Source organism: Aquincola tertiaricarbonis (assembly GCF_000969605.1).
Taxonomy (GTDB): Bacteria; Pseudomonadota; Gammaproteobacteria; order Burkholderiales; family Burkholderiaceae_C; genus Aquincola; species Aquincola tertiaricarbonis.
This window is the reverse complement of record NZ_JZUE01000044.1, coordinates 1-19,795: the sequence shown is the minus strand read 5'-3', so window position 1 is coordinate 19,795 and position 19,795 is coordinate 1. Positions and strand designations below refer to the sequence as shown.

Annotated in this window: 17 protein-coding genes and 1 pseudogene; 3 read left to right on the top strand and 15 right to left on the bottom strand. The window is 70.8% G+C overall.

What is annotated here, in order from left to right:
• From VO99_RS26730 to VO99_RS26720, 3 genes are all read left to right on the top strand, one after another.
• A partial coding sequence (locus tag VO99_RS26730) for a flagellin (protein ID WP_046116018.1) occupies window positions 1-560 on the top strand: 560 nt, incomplete at its 5' end.
• Window positions 561-705: 145 nt separating this feature from the next.
• Window positions 706-2,631: an O-linked N-acetylglucosamine transferase, SPINDLY family protein gene (locus tag VO99_RS26725; RefSeq protein ID WP_083440974.1), complete on the top strand. Its 1,926-nt coding sequence runs from the start codon at window positions 706-708 to the stop codon at window positions 2,629-2,631.
• Window positions 2,632-2,727: 96 nt separating this feature from the next.
• Complete coding sequence (locus VO99_RS26720) at window positions 2,728-4,095, top strand: class I SAM-dependent methyltransferase (RefSeq protein WP_046116017.1); 1,368 nt, start codon at window positions 2,728-2,730, stop codon at window positions 4,093-4,095.
• Window positions 4,096-4,130: 35 nt separating this feature from the next.
• Here VO99_RS26720 and VO99_RS29905 read toward each other — a convergent pair.
• The 15 genes and pseudogenes from VO99_RS29905 to VO99_RS26645 form a co-directional block, all read right to left on the bottom strand.
• A pseudogene (locus VO99_RS29905) lies at window positions 4,131-4,328 on the bottom strand (GNAT family N-acetyltransferase); the annotation flags it as partial.
• 112 nt (window positions 4,329-4,440) lie between these two features.
• The gene (locus tag VO99_RS26710) at window positions 4,441-4,746 is read right to left on the bottom strand and encodes a Rossmann-fold NAD(P)-binding domain-containing protein (RefSeq protein WP_157039819.1); all 306 of its coding nucleotides are present in this window, start codon (window positions 4,744-4,746) and stop codon (window positions 4,441-4,443) included.
• Between the two features lie 76 nt (window positions 4,747-4,822).
• Window positions 4,823-6,058: an N-acetyl sugar amidotransferase gene (locus VO99_RS26705; protein WP_198157092.1), complete on the bottom strand. Its 1,236-nt coding sequence runs from the start codon at window positions 6,056-6,058 to the stop codon at window positions 4,823-4,825.
• Between the two features lie 16 nt (window positions 6,059-6,074).
• On the bottom strand, window positions 6,075-6,857 hold the full coding sequence (locus VO99_RS26700; protein WP_046116015.1) for a HisA/HisF-related TIM barrel protein: 783 nt from the start codon (window positions 6,855-6,857) through the stop codon (window positions 6,075-6,077).
• Window positions 6,847-7,467, bottom strand: coding sequence for an imidazole glycerol phosphate synthase subunit HisH (hisH, locus tag VO99_RS26695; protein WP_052736660.1), 621 nt, complete (start codon window positions 7,465-7,467; stop codon window positions 6,847-6,849). The genes VO99_RS26700 and hisH overlap by 11 nt, the downstream gene beginning before the upstream one ends.
• Entirely contained in the window at window positions 7,464-8,591 is a 1,128-nt protein-coding gene (locus VO99_RS26690; RefSeq protein ID WP_046116014.1) for an N-acetyl sugar amidotransferase, read from the bottom strand. Before VO99_RS26690 ends, hisH begins: the two co-directional genes overlap by 4 nt.
• A 17-nt stretch (window positions 8,592-8,608) precedes the next feature.
• On the bottom strand, window positions 8,609-9,490 hold the full coding sequence (locus VO99_RS26685) for a phytanoyl-CoA dioxygenase family protein (protein ID WP_046116013.1): 882 nt from the start codon (window positions 9,488-9,490) through the stop codon (window positions 8,609-8,611).
• 21 nt (window positions 9,491-9,511) lie between these two features.
• A complete protein-coding gene (locus VO99_RS26680) occupies window positions 9,512-10,540 on the bottom strand; it encodes a class I SAM-dependent methyltransferase (protein WP_046116012.1) in 1,029 nt (342 codons plus the stop codon).
• A 19-nt stretch (window positions 10,541-10,559) separates the two neighbouring features.
• Window positions 10,560-11,630 (bottom strand): pseudaminic acid synthase, encoded by a 1,071-nt coding sequence (pseI, locus tag VO99_RS26675; RefSeq protein ID WP_046116011.1) that lies wholly within the window; start codon window positions 11,628-11,630, stop codon window positions 10,560-10,562.
• A 161-nt stretch (window positions 11,631-11,791) separates the two neighbouring features.
• Entirely contained in the window at window positions 11,792-13,321 is a 1,530-nt protein-coding gene (pseG, locus tag VO99_RS26670) for a UDP-2,4-diacetamido-2,4,6-trideoxy-beta-L-altropyranose hydrolase (RefSeq protein WP_046116010.1), read from the bottom strand.
• Window positions 13,321-14,019: a pseudaminic acid cytidylyltransferase gene (gene pseF / locus VO99_RS26665; RefSeq protein ID WP_046116009.1), complete on the bottom strand. Its 699-nt coding sequence runs from the start codon at window positions 14,017-14,019 to the stop codon at window positions 13,321-13,323. Before pseF ends, pseG begins: the two co-directional genes overlap by 1 nt.
• A 1-nt stretch (window position 14,020) precedes the next feature.
• Window positions 14,021-15,187 (bottom strand): UDP-4-amino-4,6-dideoxy-N-acetyl-beta-L-altrosamine transaminase, encoded by a 1,167-nt coding sequence (gene pseC / locus VO99_RS26660; RefSeq protein ID WP_046116008.1) that lies wholly within the window; start codon window positions 15,185-15,187, stop codon window positions 14,021-14,023.
• A gap of 20 nt (window positions 15,188-15,207) precedes the next feature.
• Window positions 15,208-16,248 (bottom strand): UDP-N-acetylglucosamine 4,6-dehydratase (inverting), encoded by a 1,041-nt coding sequence (gene pseB, locus VO99_RS26655; RefSeq protein ID WP_046116007.1) that lies wholly within the window; start codon window positions 16,246-16,248, stop codon window positions 15,208-15,210.
• An 11-nt stretch (window positions 16,249-16,259) separates the two neighbouring features.
• The gene (locus VO99_RS26650; protein ID WP_157039817.1) at window positions 16,260-17,978 is read right to left on the bottom strand and encodes a hypothetical protein; all 1,719 of its coding nucleotides are present in this window, start codon (window positions 17,976-17,978) and stop codon (window positions 16,260-16,262) included.
• A gap of 8 nt (window positions 17,979-17,986) precedes the next feature.
• Window positions 17,987-19,549, bottom strand: a complete 1,563-nt coding sequence (locus VO99_RS26645; RefSeq protein WP_157039816.1) for a methyltransferase domain-containing protein — start codon at window positions 19,547-19,549, stop codon at window positions 17,987-17,989.
• Window positions 19,550-19,795: the final 246 nt, after the last annotated feature.

Below are 19,795 nucleotides of genomic sequence, written 5' to 3'. Positions count from 1 at the left end.
ACGCGCTGGGCTCGGAGCTGAAGAACATCGTGGGCAACACCTCCTTCGCCGGCGAAAAGCTGTTCGGCACGGGTGTGTCGGCCGGCGCCATGTCCACCGCCAAGTTCTCGGCCACAGCCGGCGTCACCTTCCAGATCGGCGCGGCCAACACCGAGACGATGCTGGTCAACATCGCCACCGCCGCCAACAGCCTGACGGCCGACAGCGGCTCGCTGGGTGCCATCAGCGCCACCTACGATTCGACCGCCACCTCGGCCAGCGTGGGCACCGAGCTGACGGGCAGCGCCAACGCCACCATCGCGCTGATCGACACCGCGCTGAAGGATGTCTCGACGGTCCGCTCGTCGCTGGGTGCCGCTTCCAACCGCCTGGACCATGTCTACAACAACCTGTCGAACATGAGCACCAACACCCAGGCCGCCAAGAGCCGCATCACCGACGTGGACTTCGCCAGCGAAACCGCCAACATGACCAGCAAGCAGCTGCTGCTGCAGGCCGGCACCTCGATGCTCAAGCAGTCGTCGAGCATGAGCCAGCTGGCGCTGTCGCTGCTCAACTGACGACCGGCCATCGCGCCTCGCCAAAGCCAGCCTCCGGGCTGGCTTTTTCCTTTGGCGGCGGCGGAACAGGCCCGCTTTGCGGCGGCTGATCCGCCCATGGGGCCCACGGGCGCTGCCTAGACTGCGACAACCCCTTGCACAGCCGATGAACGCACAAGCCCAAGCAGCCCGCGCCGAACGCCACCGCCATGCCGGTCTCCAAGCGATGAAGGGCGCGCAATGGGCCGAAGCCCGCCGCGCCTTCCAGCAGGCGGTGCAGCTGGCGCCGCGCGACACCGCCGCCTGGCTGCACCTGGCCCATGCGCAGCTGCAGCACGGCGACGTGGAAGCCGCCATCGCGGCCGCCCGTCAGGCCCGCGAGCTGGCGCCCGACAGCGCGCCCGCCTGCCTGACGCTGGCCGAATGCCTGGCGCTGCAGAACCGCCATGCCGAAGCCGCCGCGGTGTATGCCTCGCTGCCGGCCGGCGTGCCGCGCCAGGCCGACTACCTCTCGGCCCACGGCACCGCGCTGCTGCTGGCGCAGCGGCCGCAGGAGGCCATTCCGCTGTTCATCCAGGCGGTGACGCAGAAGATCGACCACGCCATCACCCACTACCGCATGGGCCTGGCCTTCCGCAACCTGCACCGGGACAAGGAAGCCAGCGTGTGCTTCCGCACCGCCATCACCGTGGACCGCGAAGGCGGCGTGCGCGCGCTGGCGCTGCCGCAGCTGCTGACGGCCAGCATGCAGGCCTGCGACTGGAGCACGCTGGCCGCCGACACCGCGGCGCTGTTCGACTGCATCGACCACGCCACCGACAAGACCATCGGCAACCTGGCGCCCTTCACGCTGCTGGCGCTGCCCGCCGGCGCCGCGCGTGAACGCAGCCTGGCCGAGCGCTACACCGCCTTCACCACCCGGCACCTGAAGCCGCTGCCGGCGCCGGGTCCGCGCAAGCCGGGCCGCATCCGCGTGGGCTACCTGTCGGCCGACTTCCAGAACCATGCCACGGCGATGCTGATCACCGAGCTGCTGGAGCGGCGCGACACCCAGCGCTTCGAGGTGTTCCTGTACTCCCATGGCGCCGACGACGGCAGCGCCATCTCGGCCCGCGTGCGCGCGGCCGGCGACCATTTCGTGGACGTGTCCACGATGACGCACAACGCCATCGCCCGCCGCATGCGCGCCGACGGCATCGACATCGCCATCGACCTGAAGGGCCACACGCGCCAGACCCGCTTCGAGCTGCTGGCCATGCGGCCCGCGCCGGTGCAGGTGAGCTTCCTCGGCTACCCCGGCACCACCGGCGCCCGCTTCATCGACTACGTGATCGGCGACCCGGTGGTCACGCCGCTGGCGCATGCTGCGCACTACACCGAGCACATCGCGCAGATGCCGGCCAGCTACCAGCCCAACGACAGCCGGCGCGCGCTGCCGCCCGCGCCGCCGCGCGCCGCCCTCGGCCTGCCGGAGCAGGCGGTGGTGCTGTGCTGCTTCAACCAGAGCTACAAGTTCAGCCCCGCGATGGTGGGCCTGTGGGCGCGCATCCTGGCGGCCACGCCGGGCAGCGTGCTGTGGCTGCTGAGCTGGAACGAACACGGCCAGCGGAACCTGGTGCAGGCCTTCGGCGCGCTGGGCATCGCGCCCACGCGCCTGGTATTCGCCGACAAGGTGCCGGCCCACCAGCACATCGCCCGGCTGCAGCAGGCCGACCTGTTCCTGGACACCTGGCCCTGCAATGCCCACACCACTGCCAGCGAGGCGCTGTGGGCCGGCGTGCCGGTGCTCACCGTGCCCGGCGAGACCTTTGCCAGCCGCGTGGCGGCCAGCCTGGTGAGCGCCTGCGGCCTGCCGCAGCTGGCCTGCGACAGCGAGGAGACCTACGTGCAGCAGGCGGTGGCGCTGGTGCGGCAGCCGCAGGCGCTGCAGGCCCTGCGCCAGCACCTGCGCGCGCAGCGGCTGCAGCTGCCGCTGTTCGACACCGCGCGTTATGCCCGCGACTACGAAGCCCTGCTGCAGCGCATGTTCGACCGCCACCAGGCCGGGCTGCCGCCGTCGCCGCTGCCTGCCGCCACCGACGGCACCGATTAGCGCCCGAAGCGCGCTGCTGTTCCGCGCTTGGCCGCGTGCCGCGTTTCCTAGACTGGCTGCACACCCGATTGCGGCCGTGCCGCTGGAGACCGCCCGATGAACAGCGCCGCACCCGCCAACTACTACGATGGCCTGAACCAGAAGCTGCTGGATGCCATTCCGACGGGCGCCCGCAAGGTGCTGGAACTGGGCTGCGCCAACGGCCGCCTCGGCCGCCGCTTCAAGGAGCTGCATCCCGGCGCGCAATGGCATGGCATCGACCTCTCGGCCGAGGCCGTGGCCACCGCCGCGCCGCACCTGGACAGCGCGCTGCGGATGGACCTGGACCATGCCGACTTCTCGGTGCTGGAAGGCGGCTACGACACCATCGTCATCGGTGACCTGCTGGAACACCTGCGCGACCCCGCCCAGGTGCTGGACGCGCTCTACGACATCAGCGCCGACGATGCGCGCATCGTCTGCTGCGTGCCCAACATGGCCCACATCTCGGTCATCCAGCGCATGCTCAGCGGCGACCTGAGCTACGACCCCAACGGCCTGCTGGACCAGACGCATGTGCGCTTCTTCTCGCCGCCCTCGCTGTTCAAGCTGTTCCTCGACAGCGCCTGGCTGCCGCACCTGCAGGACCAGTACCGCTTCGACCTGACGCCCAGCCCCTTCGTCACCCATGTGCTGAAGGCGGCCGAGGCGCTGGGCCTGCCGCTGCAGACCGCGGTGCGCAACCTGGACTGCTACCAGATGATCGTGGTGGCCGCCAAGTGGCCGATGCAGCAGCTGATCAAGCCCGGCAAGCGGGCCCAGTTCAGCGTCATCGTGCCGGTCAACCGCATCTGGCAGGCCGAACTCAACATCGCCCGCTCGCCCGGCCTGATCGAGGCCGCGGCGCAGCTGATCCTGGTCGAGGCCGACAGCGCGGCCGAGGCCTATGCCAAGGGTGCGGCGCAAGCCCGGCATCCGTGGCGCGTGCTGGCCCACCAGGACGTGTACTTTCCGCGCGGCACCGGCTATGCGTTGTCGCTGCAGCTGGGCGCGCTGGAGGAAGCCGGCCTGGCCGGTGCGCCGGTGGGCTTCGTCGGCCTGTCGCAGGCGGCCGACGGCAGCCGCAGCCACAGCGGCGTGGTGGTGGACCGCCGCCACCTGCTGCGCAACCCGCCCACGCAGTCCGGCATCACCATCGACGAGCTGGCGGTGTGCCTGCATGCCAAGAGCAAGCTGGCCATCGACCCGCACCTGGGCTGGCACCTGTGGGGCACCGACCTGTGCCTGCAGGCCGAGGAGCGCGTGGGCCAGCCCATCGCGCAGATCCTGGACGTGCCGGTATTCCACAACTCGGTAGGCGACTACGACGTGCCGCCCGCGTTCCACGAAAGCGCCCGCGTGCTGCTGGCCAAGTACCCGCACCGCGCCAGCGTCGTCACGCTGATGGGCGAGCTGGTGCGCAAGAACGCCGCCAAGGCGGCCTGAGGCTCGGTGTAGTGACAGGCCGGCTTGCCGGCCGGTCAGCTCGGCGGCATGCCGTCGCCAGGCAGGTGCGAGTACATCCAGAAGTCGCCTGGGGTGCCGCGCACCATCCGGTAGGAGCGCAACAGGCCTTCGCGCCGGAAGCCACAGCGCTCCAGCACCCGCAGCGACCGCGCGTTCGAGTCAAGCACTGTCGCTTGCACCCGTGCGATGCCCACATGGGCATGCGCCCAAGCAAACCAGTGAGGAATGTCGTCCGCCTGCAGCGGTCGGATCCCGACATGAGCGTGCCTGGAATCCGGAAGCGATTCGAAATGCATGCGCAGTTGACTCGTTTGAGAAGGGTGCTCAGACCTCCGGGCAATCTTCGAGCAAGCCGCCCGTCAACTTGCCTTCGAACCGTGCCTGCAATTCAGCGACCAATTGCACCACCTTCGCCGGGGGCGTCGAGCGGCACGACAGGATCTTGACGCGGCCTGGTTGAAGCCTGACGACCTCGTCCACCGCCGGTGTGGCAAGCGCAGATCTGACATCGCCCACCCGGTATCCGGACGGCAATGCCTGCACCGTCAGTTCCTGGGCGAAGTGGCTGCAGCCCGAAATGAAGATCGCGGTCACCGCGAACCACCTGGACGCTGCAAGTGCGTTGTTCATGGATGGGTTGGCATCAGCCCGCTGTGGTCGAGCTCGAAGCTTACGATGAGCCCGCCATGGGCCACTCCGCCCCTCCCTACGGATGCCCCTTGCCGATCGTCACATAGCCCTCGATGCCGTCATGCGCCAGCACGTCGTTGGCGGTGAACAGGTCTTGCGGCGCTTCGGCCGCAGGCTCGTCGGCGTGGGTGCTCCAGCCGGCGAATGTCCACTGGCCCGGCGCCTGCGCCTGCCACACCGCGGGGTTGCGGTGGCGGTCGGCGATGAAGTCCAGGCCGCTCGGGTCGATGCCCAGCCAGCGACAGAACAGGTCCTGGTGCGGCACCGGCGCCTGCTCATGGGCACGCACCAGCGCCAGGCCCTGCGCGCGGGTGATGCGGCCGTGGCGGATCTCGCGGCTGGCATGGTCGGTCACGCGGGAGTAGCCGTGCTTGTGCAGCTTCAGCCGGTCGTGCAGGCCCATGTAGTTCCAGCAGTCCACATGGTCGTAGCAGTCGAAGGTGCGGGCGAAGGCCGCGGTGCGGTAGCCGTGGCTGGCCATCATCTGCTCATGCTGGGCCTTGGGGTCCCAGCGCACGTAGTTGCCCAGGTAGATGCCGCGCACGCCCACCTCGGCCAGCGCGGCGTCGTCGGGGTAGCGGTACTGCCAGATGTCCTCTTCCTTCAGGGTGTCGAACATCGACAGCAGGTCGTCCGCCTCGCGACCCATCAGGTCGTGGTCCTTGCGGTAGCGGCGGGTCATCTCGGGCTCATGCTCGTGGGAGAACATGCCCACCTGCTCCAGCCCCTGGTGCGCGCCCCACAGGATCAGCGGGATGCGGTAGCGCACCGCCGTCTGCACCGGGAACACCGTCTGGCCGGCGATGCAGTGCCAGTACAGGCTGCCGAACTCGCGCAGGGCGCTGCGCACGATCTTCTTCACCGAATGCGGGTTGACGTTCTGCTGCAGCAGGTCGCAGTCGAAGCGGATGCGCAGGTTGGCCAGGTTGCGGATGCCCAGCGCGGTATTGAAGTACTTGTTGTAGGTGACCAGCAGCGGGTTCAGGCCCAGCCGCTCCTTGACCAGGTGCACGATGTAGTACGAATCGGCGGCGCCGCTGACCGGCACGATGCAGTCGTACTGCTCGCCGCTGCGCGAGCGGTAGGGCGCCACCAGCGTGCGCAGGCGTTCCCAGCGCTCGGCCCAGTCCAGCGTGTCCTTCTCCTCGTGGATGCGGCAGCCGGAGCAGATGCCTTCGTCGTCCAGCACCAGGCCCAGCGGATGGGCGGTGGTGTAGAGGCAGCGGCGGCAATGCAGGAAGGAAGCGGTCATGGTGCGGTAGCGGGTTTCAGGCCACGGCGGCATCGGCCGCGGCATAGGCGGGCGCGCGCAGCGGCAGGCCGGCCAGCATGTGCTTGAGCTGCTGCACCGCATGCTCGCGGTAGCTCAGCATGTTGCCCACCGCCACGCACACCACGCCGGCCTGGCCCAGCACCTCGCGCGTGAGCGCGGGCTCGCCCAGGCCGCCGAAGGCGATCAGCGGCAGCGCCGGCAGCGGCCAGGCGGTGGGCAGGCGGCGGTCGAAGCCACCGGGCCGGCCTTCATGGCGCCAGTCCACCAGCAGCGCTTCGGAGAACGCGCCCCCGCCCAGCACCTCCAGCAGCGCGCCAGGCAGCGGCTGCTGGCGGCGGCTGCGGTGGTCCAGCCAGGCCAGCGAGCCCGCGTCGTCCAGCGCCAGCGGCATCACCGCCACCACCGCCTGCGCGCCCAGCGGGCCAGCCAGCTCGGCGGCGGCCTGCGGGTCGTCATGCAGCAGGGCATCGACGCCCACGCGCTCGGCGCCGGCCTGCACCGCTGCCACCGCATCCGTGGCATGGCGGATGCCGCCGACGTACAGCAGCGGCGTGGACAGGCCGCGGCGCGACAGGCGCTGCAGCAGCGGCAGGTCGGGTCCGCCGCCATGGGCTGCGCGGTCGATGCACTGCAGCACGATCTCGTCCACGCCCCAGCGGTCCAGGTTCTCGGCCAGCACTTCGGGGCGGCCCAGCGGCAGGTGGCGGCCATAGCCCACCGATTGCACCGCCCAGCCGTTCTTCACGGTGATGACACCGGCCAGTCGCTTATGCAGCATGGCAAAGCCCTTCGATCACGTGCGACAGCAACCGCCGGCCTTCGGCCTGGCTTTTCTCGGGGTGGAACTGCAGGCCCACCACGTTGGCGCGGCGCACCGCGGCGGTGAGCGGCGTGGCCGCATCGGCCCAGGCCAGCGCGCGGCGGTAGGGCTGCGGCGTGTCGAACACGAAGCTGTGGTTGAAGTACAGCGCATCGCCCTGGCTGGCGGCCAGCAGCGGCTCGTCGTCGGCCACCTCGATGGCATTCCAGCCGATGTGCCAGGCCGGCCGGCCCAGCGGCCGCACGCGTCCGGGGATGAGGCCCAGGCCGGCGGTGGGCGTGTGCTCCAGCGATTCATCGGCCAGCAACTGCATGCCCAGGCAGATGCCGATCAGCGGCTGGCCCTGCGCCGCACGCTCGCGCAGCGCTTCGGCCAGGCCCTGCTGCCGCAGCGCCTGCATGGCCGCAGGAAAGGCGCCCACGCCGGGCAGCACCACCGCATCGGCAGCGGCCAGCGCGGCCGGCTCGCGGGTGCTGCGGCAGCGGTGGCCCAGGCCGGTGAGCGCCCGCAGCACCGAGGCCAGGTTGCCCGCGCCGTAGTCCACCACCGCCAGGGTGCGGCGCTTCACAGCCCCACCCCCACGCGGAAGCGGCGCTCGATGCGGCCGTCGGGCTGGATGCTGAACAGCTGCGTGTTGGTAGCTGCATGCACCTTGGCCCAGAAGGCCGGCACGGTGATGCCGAGGTAGTCGCAGTAGCGGGCGATGTACTCGGGCGCGCAGGCGTCGTCGTAGCGCTCCACCAGCGCAATGCCCTGCTCGCGGCTCATGCGGCCGAGGCGGATCTCCTCGTTCACGTAGTCGGTGGTGCGGCCGAAGCCGAACTTGTAGTACTTGATCATCTGGTTGATCGGCGTGAAGTCCTCGTCCAGCGCGGTGACGCCGAACAGGTCGCCGGTCATCTCCACGCCATCGCTGCGGATCTCCAGGCCGTCTGCGCAGGAGTACATCGCGTTGTTCACCAGCGACCAGTCGCCCATGAACCAGCCCAGGTACACGATCTGCAGGCCACTGGCCTCGAATTCCTGCGGCTGCGGGTACACGTACGGCAGCAGCTGGCGGCGGTCATGGCCGGCGTCCAGCATCCACTGCAGCCCGCTGGACAGGGTGTTCATGTGGCGCAGGTTGTTGCCGTCGTAGCCGGTGCGGCCCAGCGCCTTCATGTCGCCCAGCTGCAGCGCGGGGTTCTCGCCCCACAACACCAGGTCGATGCCGTAGCGCAGCGCGATCTGCGGCACCGCCGAGAACAGCGCCAGCTCGGTGGAGCGGAAGGAGTTGGTGAAGGTGTCGAAGCCCTGCCGCTTGAGCGTGCGCCAGGTGGCCGGCGCCGGTTGCGACACCAGCACGTCGAAGCCCAACTCGATCAGGTTGGACAGGTTGTGCATGCCGCGGTGCGTGGCCTGCTCGGGCGGGTAGCTCAGGCACACCAGCAGCGGGTTGATGCCGAACTTGTCGCGCACCCACAGCGCCTGGCGGGTGCTGTCCTTGCCGCCCGACACGCCGATGATGCAGTCGTGGAACTGGCCCGGCTTGCGCCGGCGGCTGGCGAACAGGCCTTGCAGGATCTCGATGCGCTCGGCCCAGTCCACCTCGCGGGTGGCGTCCACGTAGTCGCATGCGGGGCACACGCCGGCTTCGCTGAAGCGGGTGTTGGGCCGGGTGTCGGGCTGCAGGCAACGCAGGCAGTAGCGCATCGGCAGGTGGCCTTTCGTCAGAGCCCGAAGCGGAAGCCCTGCTGCGCGGCCAGGGCCTGCAGGTCCTGCGGCACCTGGTAGTTGCGCAGGTAGGTGTAGTCGGGTCGGCGGTGGATGAATTCGCTGTAGGCGGCCGCGCGCCGGTTGTCGGTGGCGGCGATGAAGAACAGCGCCAGCTTGTTGCCGTAGTCCGGCTGCTCCACCTGCTTGGGCGTGGCGCGGTGGTCCATGCGGGTGTGGAACACCACCAGGTCGCCAGCCCGGCTGTCGAGCAGCACGCCGTGGCGGCGGGTGTAGTCCTCGTAGCGCTGCGCGGCATCGGGCTGCGAGCGGTCGGGCTTGGGCACGCGGTGGCTGCCGGGCACCACCGACAGGCCGCCGCCGTTCTCGGCCGTGTTGTCCTGCAGGTAGACGGCGCACTGGTACACGCCGTAGTCGGCGTTCCAGTGGTCCATCGAACCGGCACGCTCGAACATGTCGGTGTCCTTGTGCCAGCCGCCATAGCCGTCGCGGTGGGCGGCATGCTCGGGCAGCAGCACGAAGCCGGGGCCTATCAGCTCGCGCAGCACCCGCGCCATGCGTGGCACGAAGAGCCGGCGTGCCACCTCGGGCAGCTTGAACAGGTCCACCAGGATGCTGCCGATGCCGGCCGAGCGGATGATGCCGTCCTGCAGCGCCGGGTCGTCGAAGCCCGCATGCACCAGCCGGCGCAGCACGGCCACCTCGTCGGCGGAGAAGAAGTTGCGCGTGCAGTGCCAGCCCTGGCGGGACAGCTGCAGCGCCGGATGCGGCGCGGGTGCAGCCGCCGGTGCGGCCGCCGGTGCGGGGGCGGGTGCGGCGTGATCGAGCGGCGATTCGAGCAGCGAGGCCAGCGCGCTGACCGAGGGTGCGAGTTGCATGGCGTGGGCCTTGGTGGGGTGTCAGGTGCGGCGGGCGATCAGCCGCATGTTTCCGGACAGGTGCTGAGACGCCAGGAACTGCTGGAAGGGGCCGCCCAGGCGGTCGAAATCGTCCACCAGCACCTGCTGCAGGAAGGGCTGGGCCGAGACATCGAAGCGGCCTTCCAGGATGGCCTCGCGCACCAGCTCGGCATCCAGCCGTCCGGGCGTGCAGGCTTCCAGCACCTCATAGCCCAGCCGCTGCAGCAGGGCCGACAGCGACGCGGGGTTGAACAGGTTCACGTGCTCGGTGTCCACCGCCACCGACTCGGCGCCCAGCACCTGGGTGTCGAAGCCGTTGCCGTTGGGGCAGGTGAGCACCAGCAGGCCGCCCGGACGCAGCAGGCGCGAGGCGGCGGCGATGAAGGCTGCGGGATCGAACACATGCTCCACCACCTCGAAGCACACCAGCACGTCGGCCGGGTCGGTGGCCTCGGCGGGCAGGTCCTCCAGCGCCGTCTCGTGCACCGTGATGCCCTGGCGGCGGCAGGCCTCGGCCATGGCGGGCGTGCGCTCGACGGCCGACACCCGCTCGAAGGCGCCGCTGCCCAACGCCAGCGCCGCGAAGGTGCCGAAGCCCGGGCCCAGCTCCACCAGGTGGCGCGGCGCCACGCCATGGGTGCGGCAGGCCTGCAGCAGCGTGTCCAGCATCGGCGCGCAGATCTTCTCGCGCCGCCGCGCCTCCGAGCGCGGGAAGATGAACTCGCCCCAGATGCGGTAGTTCTCGGAGTGGGTGTAGTAGTCGTCCATCACCGCCGGCGTGGGCCGGGGCGACATGTAGAGCGTGTCGCAGTCGTCGCAGCGCATGAAGCGGCAGCGGTACTTGTCGAAGGCATGGTGCGCAGCGGCCTGGCCGCAGGCCGGGCACGGCACCGTGACGAACTCGGCCATGCGCGCCTGCAGCCGCGCGATGTCGCGGGCATAGGCCTCGCGCTGCATGGCCAGGAACTCGGGCGAGCGGATCTCGGCGACGCTCAGCGCCGGTGCGGTGGGTTCTGCAAGAGCTGGCATGGCGGTCGGAGGCATGGGTTCAATGGGTGGCGGCCGGATCGGCCTGGCGCTGCAGCAGGGCCCAGCTGGTGGGCGTGCCGCGCTTGACGTCGCGCAGCACGGTGCAGCCGACCAGGGCCTCCAGCTCGCGCGGGGGCAGGCCGAAGCCGGGGCGGATGGCGCGCAGGTGGGCGCGGGTGAGCACCTCGCCGGCCTTCATGTCCTGCACGATGTAGACGGAGCGGCGGAACTGCAGCGAGCCCTGCTCGGCCACGCTGGCGCCGAAGCGGGCGCTGCCCATGGCCTGCCAGGCGCGTTCGGTCTCGGTACGCAGCTGGGCCAGCTCGGCCGGCTCCAGCGAGAAGGCCGAGTCCACGCCGCCTTCGGCGCGCGACAGCGTGAAGTGCTTTTCCACCAGCACCGCGCCCAACGCCACCGCGGCCACCGCGGCGCCGCAGCCCATGGTGTGGTCGGACAGGCCCACGTCGCAGCCGAAGGCCTCGCGCATCACCGGGATGCTGCGCAGGTTGGAGTTCTCCGGCGTGGCTGGGTAGGTGCTGGTGCACTTGAGCAGCACCAGGTCGCGGCAGCCGGCCGCGCGTGCGGTGCGCACCGTCTCGTCGATCTCGGCCAGCGTGGCCATGCCGGTGGATACGATCATCGGCTTGCCGGTGGCCGCCACCTTGCGGATCAGCGGCAGGTCGGTGCACTCGAAGGACGCGATCTTGTAGGCCGGCACGTCCAGCGACTCGAGGAAGTCAACCGCGGTGTCGTCGAAGGGCGTGGAGAAGCAATGCAGCCCGCGCTCGCGGGCGCGGGCCATCAGCGGTGCATGCCAGTCCCACGGCGTGTGCGCCTCGTCGTAGAGGTCGTGCAGGCGGCGGCCGGCCCACAGGCTGCCGGGCTGCTCGATCACGAAGCCGGGCATGTCCACGTCCAGCGTCATCGTGTCGGCGGTGTAGGTCTGCAGCTTGATGGCATCGGCGCCTGCGTCGGCCGCGGCATCGACGATGGCCAGCGCCCGCTCCAGCGAGCGGTTGTGGTTGCCGGACATCTCGGCGATGACATAGGGACGGTGGTCGGGGCCCACCGCGCGCCCGCCGATCAGCATGGGGCGGCGCCCGCGCCAAGCAGGCGCGCGGCGTGCGGGAAAGTCTCGTCGGACATCGGGGTTTCTCCAGGCAGCACGAAGCGATCATCCGCCGCGCCGGCCTGGCCGTCCGGCCGATAAGCCGGGCTTTTGCGGGCCGACTCGCGGCCGATGGCGCGCCGTCAGCTGCGGCGGAAGTGCAGCACCTGGCCCTGGCGGCCGGCCGGCAGCAGGCCCGCGGCCAAGGCCACCCGCACCGAAGCGGTGTTGCCCTCGCGCACCTCCGCACGCAGCGGGCCGGGCAGCCGTGCGGCCAGCAGGCGCACCATGCGGACGCCCAGGCCACGACCGCGGGCGGCGGGGGCCACCGTCCATGACAGCACCTGCGCTGGATCCGGCGCGCCGGGCGCAGGGGCGTCGGCGCGCACCGTGCCCACCGGCTCGCCGCCCAGGCAGGCCAGCCAGAGCTGGCGCCGCTCGTCGGCCAGCACCGCGGCCAGCCAGCGCTGGTGGTCGGGCCAGGCCACCGGCGCGCTGCCATGGCTGGCCTGGCGGGTGGCTTCGTCGTTGCGCCACGCCAGCAACAGGTGGGCGTCGTCCATCGTGGCCGGGCGCAGCGTGAGCGCCAGCCCTTGCATCGTGGCGGCCACGCGGCTGGCGCCCTGCCCGTCCACCAGGCCGCGCGCAGCAGCCGCCAGGCGGCGGCGTAGCGTGCCGGAGGCCAGCAGGCCGGCCAGGGCGCCGGCGATGGCCGGGGCATCGGGCACCGGTGCGTCCGCCGTGCCGCCCACCAGCTGCAGCACCTGCCGCCGGGCCAGCGGCTGCAGGGCCTGCTGCTGGTTGGCGGCCACGGCCACGGCCAGCGTGGGCGCGCCCAGGCAGCAGCGCTCCCAGGTGGCGCCGCCACCGGCCCCGATCTGCAGGCCATGGCGGCCGAAGAAGCCGGCCAGGTCGGGCTGGTCCAGCAGCAGCGTGGTGTGCGGCCGGGCGGCCACCGCCTGACGCAGCGCGGCCAGGTGCACGAAGGCGCTGCTGGCCGCCACCTCCACCGGGCCATGGAATCCCGCCAGCGTGCAGGCCTGCAGCGCCTGCTGGCTGAGGCCTGCGGCATCGGTGCCGCCCATGAAGATGCCGATGCTGTGCACCGCCTCCTGGACCACGCAGGGCGTGGCGCCGGCATAGGCCGGGCCGAGCAGCGCATGGCCGGGCCCGGTGCAGCCGGGCGTGCCGGCCGGCAGCCGGCCGGCGTACTTGGCGGCATGGTCGTCGGCCAGGTTGTGGTCGATGAGCAGGTCCACCTGCAGTGGGCGGTCGGCCAGGTCGTCGATGGCGGCGATGGCGCAGCCCAGCGCCGCGGACACGGCGCGGTGCCAGCGCTGGTCGAAGGCATAGTGGTCCACCACCAGCCAATCGGGCTGCAGCGGCGCCGCAGCCGCAATGGTCTGCGCCGCATCGTCGGCCTGCGGCAGGCCCGCCCAGGCCGCATGGGCGGGCGCATCCGCATCGGGCTGGAAGCCGGGGGCCGGTGCCGGCAGCAGGCTGCAGCCGAAGCCTTCGGCCGCCACCAGCGCGGCCACGTCCAGGCCCAGGTCGCGGCAGACGAAGTGGCATTGCGCGCCGCGTGCGCGCAGCGCCTGCGCCAGCGACAGGCAGCGCCGCAGGTGGCCCAGGCCGATGCGGGCCGAGGCATCGGCGCGCAGCAGCACCTGCATCACACCGGCCCGGTGGTGGCGGCGGGCCGCCAGGCCTGGTACAGGCGCTCGGCGCGCTGCCAGTCTTCCTCGGTGTCGATGTCCACCACGCTCCAGGCGGGCAGCACCAGCGTGTGCGCATGCTGGTGGATGGGCAGGCCGGCGCGCCAGGCGGCGGCGCGGCCCCAGTAGAACTGGCCGGCATCGAAGTAGGCCGGCGGCAGGTCCTGGGTGCGGGTGAGGCTGTGCTCCGGCTGCATCGGCCGGCTGCTGCCGTCGGCCGCGCGCAGCAGCGCCCGCTGCACCGGCGAAGGATGCGCCGCCACCGGGAACACGAAGCCGGTGGCGCCGCCTTCCAGCACCGCCAACGCGGAGCGCAGCAGCGCCGGATCGAGCAGCGGCACGCCGGGATACAGGCAGCACACGGCCGCGTCGTCGGGCGGCTGCAGCGCGTCCAGCGCATGCGCGATCACCGGCACGGTGGGCGTGTGGTCGTCGGCGAGCGCGGCCGGACGCTGGAACGGCGTGTCGGCGCCGTGTTCGCGGGCGATGGCGGCGATCTCGGCATCGTCGGTGGACACCACGATGCGGTCGAACACGCCGCTGCGCTGTGCACAGCGCAGGGCATGCGCAATCATCGGCAGGCCGGCGAACGGCCGCACGTTCTTGCGCGGAATGCGCTTGCTGCCACCGCGTGCGGGAATGACGGCCAGCCGCATGTCAGCCCCCGGTCATGGCCTGGCGCAGCACATCCACCACGCGGTCCTGCTCGGCCTCGGTCATGCCCGGAAACAGCGGCAGCGACAGCGCCCGCGCGTAGTAGCGCTCGGCCGCGGGAAAGTCGCCCGGGCGGAAGCCGCGGGCCGCATAGAAGGGCTGGGTGTGGATGGGGATGTAGTGCACGTTGGCGCCGATGCCGGCCTGCCGCAGCGCATCGAACACCTCGCGGCGACTGGCGCCGGTGCGCGTCTCGTCCACCTCCACCACGTACAGGTGCCAGGCGCTGTCGGCATCGGGCCGGCGCGGCGGCAGCTGCAAGGGCAGGTCCGCCAGCAACGTGTCGTAGCGCGCGGCCAGCGCGGCACGCCGGGCCTGCATGGCGCCCAGCCGCGTGAGCTGGGAGCGGCCCAGCGCGGCCTGCAGCTCGGTCATGCGGGCGTTGTGGCCCAGCACCAGCTGCTCGTAGCTCCAGGGGCCGTCGGGCGGCTGGCGGGTCTGCGCCTGCCCGCGCACGATGCCGTGGCTGCGCAGCAGGCGCAGCCGCTCGGCCAGCGCAGCATCCTGGGTGGTCACCAGGCCGCCTTCGGCGGTGGTGATGACCTTGACCGCATGGAAGCTGAACACGGTGGCATGCGCGTAGGCATGGCCCACCGGCCGGCCCAGGTAGCTGGCGCCGGTGGCATGGGAGGCATCCTGCAGGATGCGGAAGCCGTAGCGGTCGGCCAGCGCGCGCATCTCGCGCAGCTCGCAGGGCAGGCCGGCGAAGTCCACCGGAATGAGCAGCTGCGGCAGCCGGCCGGCAGCGGCGGCCGCCTCCAGCTTGTGCGCCAGCGCGGCCACGCCCAGGTTGCGGGTGGCGGGATCGACGTCGACGAAGTCCACGTCGGCACCGCAGTACAGCGCGCAGTTGGCCGAGGCCACGAAGCTGTTCGGGCTGGTCCACACCAGGCTGCCGGGGCCGATGTCCATGGCCAGGCAGGCCAGGTGCAGCGCCGCGGTGGCATTGGTCACGGCCACCGCATGGGCCACCTGGTGGCGGTCGGCGAAGGCGGCCTCGAAGGCGGGCACCTCCTCGCCCTGGGTGAGGAAGTCGGAGCGCAGCACGCGCACCACCGCGTCGATGTCGTCTTCCGAGACCTGCTGACGGCTGTACGGAATGAAGGCCATGGCCTGGTAGCTGCAGGCGTTCAGGCGGCCAGCACGCTGGCCGGGCCGGGCATGGCGGCGGCCGCGTCGGCGGCGCCGAAGATCATGCCGCGCAGCTGCGCCACGCTGAGGAAGTCGGGGTTGGTGCCGCTGTTGTAGGAGAAGCCGGGCGCCACCATCGTGGCACCGGTGCGGGCGATGTAGTCCTCGATGCTGAACTCCGCGCCGCCGCTGGGCAGGATGGCGTAGTAGCGGCCGAGGTCCACTGTCTGCAGGCTGTCGCAGGTGGTGATCATCTCCTCGTGGATCTTCTCGCCCGGGCGCAGGCCCACCACCGTCTGCTCGCAGTCGGGGGCGATGGCGGTGGCCAGGTCGGTGATGCGGTAGGACGGGATCTTGGGCACCAGCACCTCGCCGCCCAGCGCGTTCTCGATCGACCACAGCACCATGTCCACGCCTTCCTGCAGGCTGATGTTGAAGCGGGTCATCTGCGGGTCGGTGATCGGCAGCCGGCCGGTGGCCCGCTGCGACAGGAAGAACGGGATGACCGAGCCGCGGCTGCCCATCACGTTGCCGTAGCGCACCACCGAGAAGCGCATGTCGCGCTTGCCCTTGATGTTGTTGGCGGCGACGAACAGCTTGTCCGAGCACAGCTTGGTGGCGCCGTACAGGTTGATCGGCGCGGCCGCCTTGTCGGTGGACAGCGCCACCACGTTGCGCACGCCCTGGTCCAGGCTGGCCTCGATCACGTTCTGCGCGCCCAGCACATTGGTCTTGATGCACTCGAACGGGTTGTACTCCGCCGCCGGCACCTGTTTGAGCGCAGCCGCATGCACCACCACGTCGATGCCTTCCAGCGCACGGCGCAGGCGGTCGGCGTCGCGCACGTCGCCGATGAAATAGCGCAGCGCCGGGTACTCGCGGGTGGAGAAGGTCTGCGCCATCTCGTACTGCTTGAGCTCGTCGCGCGAATAGATGACCAGCCGCTTCACGTCGGGATAGCGGGCCAGCACCGTGTTGACGAAGGCGCGGCCGAAGGAGCCGGTGCCGCCGGTGATCAGGATGGACTTGTTGCTGAGCATGGGGCTTTCCTTCAGGCAGCGGCGCGCGGGTCTTGCGCGAAGATGCGGGACGTGGCGTTGTCCAGCCGGTGGCCGTACTCGGTGGCCTGGCGCTGCAGCCGCTGCGCATAGTGCGCCTCGTCGGCCAGCATGCGCTCCAGCGCGGCCAGGATCTCCTCGCCGCCGGCCGAGGGCACGGTCTTCATGTTGATGATGTCGGCGGCCGAGAGGTAGTCGGCCGGCCAGCACTGCTCGGCCGCATGCATCAGGAAGCAGCCGGCTTCCAGGAAGTCAATGCAGGCGGTGGTGGGCTCGCCGTAGCTGATGCACACGTCGCTCTCGGCGGCCACCTCAGCCAGCGGGCGCTCGAAGTCGCGGTGCAGCGTCTGCGCCGGGATTTCCAGCGAGCCGGAAGCGATGGCCAGCGTGGAGTTGTTGGGCTTGAGCCGCACGATCAGGTGCACGCCGGCCCGCTGGCACATCGCGGCCAGCGCCCGGTGGAATTTCACCGTGTTGCCGAAGTCGATGTGCAGGATGCCGTGGCCGAACAAGGTGTTGAGCAGCAGGCACACGGTGCGGGCCTGGGTGCGCTCGCGCCGGGCCGGCGCCGGGCGCAGCCGCACCGGACGGGTGGCCACGCGTTCGTTGTAGACGGTGCGTGCCGGCGTGGCGAAGCCTTCGCGCTCCACCGCCGTCACCCGCACCGAGTGGGGCAGCAGCTGGGCCGGGTAGGACGAATGCGGCAGCACGGTGATGTCGCTGCCCAGCTGCTCGGCGATGGTGAACAGCGGGCCGCACACGCCGGTGTCGTGGTCGGTGAGCACGAAGTGCGGCTTCTGGCGGCGCAGCGCCTGCTTCAGGCCCTGGTAGTTCACGGCCTGCACGAAGCAGGTCTCGGCCATCAGGTCGGCCTGCAGCCACAGCGCATGCGCGGGCAGCTGCAGCTCGCGCAGCTCGGCCTCGATGATGTGGCGGGCACGCTCGCGGTAGGTGAGGCTCAGCTCGTTCACATAGGCCGCGGGCAGCTCGGCCACCGGCAGCAGCGGCACGCGCTGGGTGCCCAGCGGCATGTCCCAGAAGGCGCTGGGCACCTCGATGTACTGCGGGAAGCGCTCGGCGATCTCGGCGCGGTAATGCGCGATGTGGTCCACCACCGTGGGCACGTGCACCACGGCGGAGGCGGCCTGCGCGCTCAGGTGGTCTTCCAGCCGCGCGAAGTCGAAGCTGAGGCCACGCGCCTTGGGCGTCCAGTTGTACGCATCGTCGTAGCTGCCCACCACGCGCCAGCGCGGCGAGCTGCCCATGAACAGGTCGGTGGAGACGAAGGAATCGAAATAGAACTGCTGCGGCACCTCGGTGCGCAGCAGGCCCACCGAGGTCTCGCCGAAGGTGGCGTCGGCCGCCTCGCCCAGCCGGCGCGCCATCAGCGCGCGGATGTAGAAGAAGCGGAACAGCAGCATGTCCCAGCCCTGGAACTGGCCCTTGCCGAACAGGCGCTCGCGCTCCAGCGTCAGCCGCTGGTCGATGCGGTGCGCACGGGCGGTGGCCTCGGCATGCACGCGGGCCTGCAGGTGGCCGGCGGTGTCGATGCCGCGGTAGTCCACCCGCGCCAGGTCCAGCTTGAGGTGCACCGCCTCGTCCACCACGCCGGGGTCGATGAACAGCAGCTTCTGGCCCTCGTAGGGGCGGGGGTTGCGCGACAGCGCCACCACGTCGCTGCGTTGCAGCAGCAGCAGGGCCTGGGTGGTCATGCCGGACATCAGGCCGCCGCCACGCTGTCGTGCAGGTGGTCCATCGCCTCGACGTACGAGACCACCTGCAGGGCCTCCGCGGCGATGCCATCGACGCCGTCGTCGGGCACGCCGCCGAAGTCGGCCTGCATGGTGCGGGCCAGCGTGCGCTCGCGCAGCGTGGTGGCCGTCTTGCGCAGCTTCACCCGCATGAAGGCGGCCTGCTCCTTGGCACAGGGCTTGAGCTGCAGGTCCAGCCATTCGGAGGCGGCCATCTCGAAGCGGTGCTCGAACCAGCCCAGGTACCAGAACCAGTCGATGTAGTAGACCCAGGAGTTCTCGTTGAGCGCCCGCAGGTGCGTCGGGTCCTGCCAGGCGGTGGGCGCCTTCTCGTAGGGCACCTCGATGTCGAACACGCCACCGTCCTTCAGCAAGGCCAGCACGTTGGTCATCAGCCGCGGCAGGTCGGGCACATGCTCCAGCACGTTGTTGGCATACACCGCCTCCAGGCTGCCGGGCTGCAGCAGCACCTGGCCGCCGCCGCAGGTGGGCAGCTGCAGCGGCAGCTCGATGGGCTGGCCCAGGTCCAGCACCACGTCGGGCCGGGCCTGCGCCAGGATGTCCACGTTCAGCCAGCCGGGCTTGTAGTCCTTGCCCGAGCCCAGGTTCATGCGGGTGGGCTGCCACGGCTCCATCGAGCGCATGCCCTGGCGCACCTGGCGGTAGCCGGCGGCGAAGGCCAGCACGTCGGCATAGCCTTCCAGCGGGTCGTAGCTGGCGAAGTTGTCCAGCTGCGCGCGGGCGGTCTCGAACCAGGCCGCGGTGTTGAAGGTCTCGGCGAAGAAGCGGTCCAGCTGCGCCTCGTTCTCCAGCCAGGTGACCGACTGCTCGAAGGCCTGCGGCGGCTGGGTGCGCTCGCTGCGCTCGGAGATCACCGGCGTGCCCAGCGACAGGCACTGGAACACCCGCGCCTGCTCGAAGCGGCTGGTCTCGTAGAAATGGCAGTTGACCACTGCCTTGGCCTGGCGGATGAATTCATCGCGCTCGTCGCCGTACACCGCATGGTCGAACACGGCGACCTGGGCGCCGCTGCGCTCCACGCGGTCCAGGAAGGCCTTGCGGCGCGGGTTCATGCTGCCGAAGAACAGCAGGTCGATGGGCCGGTCCTCCAGCGCGATCGCGGGGATGCCGGTGGCTGCGGTGCCCAGGTAGGGCGCGTGCAGGAAGGGCACCACCGGCACGTCGTCGGGCTGCTGCGAATAGGCGGGGATGTTGGCGGCGTCGTAGTCCACCACCGCGCTGCGGGCCAGCAGCGACAGGTAGGCCGGGTCCACCTGCGCGCCACCGGCGCCCAGCTGCTCCAAGTTGACGAAGACGCAGTCGTGGCGATCGGTCAGCTCGGGCGCGAAGCCCAGGTGCGCGCCGAAGACGAAGTTCACCGCGTCCTCGCGCAGCCGGTTCTTGCCCAGCGTGACCTGGGCGCCCAGCCGGCGGAACTGATAGCGGAAGTAGCGGGCGTGATCGAGGAACGCCAGGGAATGCACATAGCCCGCGGGCTGCATGATGGCAAGGTGTACCGGGGGCAGGTGCATGACGAAGGCTTGTTGGGCGCGGCTTGGCGCGGGATACGGGGACTTTAGGCAGCGCAGGCCGTGACGTATGCCTCGATCAACGGGCCGATTGGCCGGTTTTTCAACGCCGTGCACGCCGGCGCTTAAGCCGCCGGCCCGCCCCGCCGCCTTGTACCGGTGAGGGCGATGCAAGCCCGTGACCCCACACCGCGACAACGCGACCACTCACCCGGAGTACCCCCATGCTGAGCCTGCACACCAATTCCG

Excerpts from the sequence above, each read along its gene's own strand:
- VO99_RS26725 (WP_083440974.1), top strand. The coding sequence starts at position 706 with ATGAACGCACAAGCCCAAGCAGCCCGCGCCGAACGCCACCGCCATGCC.
- VO99_RS26720 (WP_046116017.1), top strand. The coding sequence starts at position 2,728 with ATGAACAGCGCCGCACCCGCCAACTACTACGATGGCCTGAACCAGAAG.
- VO99_RS26710 (WP_157039819.1), bottom strand. The coding sequence starts at position 4,746 with ATGAACAACGCACTTGCAGCGTCCAGGTGGTTCGCGGTGACCGCGATC.
- VO99_RS26705 (WP_198157092.1), bottom strand. The coding sequence starts at position 6,058 with ATGACCGCTTCCTTCCTGCATTGCCGCCGCTGCCTCTACACCACCGCC.
- VO99_RS26700 (WP_046116015.1), bottom strand. The coding sequence starts at position 6,857 with ATGCTGCATAAGCGACTGGCCGGTGTCATCACCGTGAAGAACGGCTGG.
- VO99_RS26690 (WP_046116014.1), bottom strand. The coding sequence starts at position 8,591 with ATGCGCTACTGCCTGCGTTGCCTGCAGCCCGACACCCGGCCCAACACC.
- VO99_RS26685 (WP_046116013.1), bottom strand. The coding sequence starts at position 9,490 with ATGCAACTCGCACCCTCGGTCAGCGCGCTGGCCTCGCTGCTCGAATCG.
- VO99_RS26680 (WP_046116012.1), bottom strand. The coding sequence starts at position 10,540 with ATGCCAGCTCTTGCAGAACCCACCGCACCGGCGCTGAGCGTCGCCGAG.
- pseI (WP_046116011.1), bottom strand. The coding sequence starts at position 11,630 with ATGCTGATCGGCGGGCGCGCGGTGGGCCCCGACCACCGTCCCTATGTC.
- pseG (WP_046116010.1), bottom strand. The coding sequence starts at position 13,321 with ATGCAGGTGCTGCTGCGCGCCGATGCCTCGGCCCGCATCGGCCTGGGC.
- pseF (WP_046116009.1), bottom strand. The coding sequence starts at position 14,019 with ATGCGGCTGGCCGTCATTCCCGCACGCGGTGGCAGCAAGCGCATTCCG.
- pseC (WP_046116008.1), bottom strand. The coding sequence starts at position 15,187 with ATGGCCTTCATTCCGTACAGCCGTCAGCAGGTCTCGGAAGACGACATC.
- pseB (WP_046116007.1), bottom strand. The coding sequence starts at position 16,248 with ATGCTCAGCAACAAGTCCATCCTGATCACCGGCGGCACCGGCTCCTTC.
- VO99_RS26650 (WP_157039817.1), bottom strand. The coding sequence starts at position 17,978 with ATGACCACCCAGGCCCTGCTGCTGCTGCAACGCAGCGACGTGGTGGCG.
- VO99_RS26645 (WP_157039816.1), bottom strand. The coding sequence starts at position 19,549 with ATGCACCTGCCCCCGGTACACCTTGCCATCATGCAGCCCGCGGGCTAT.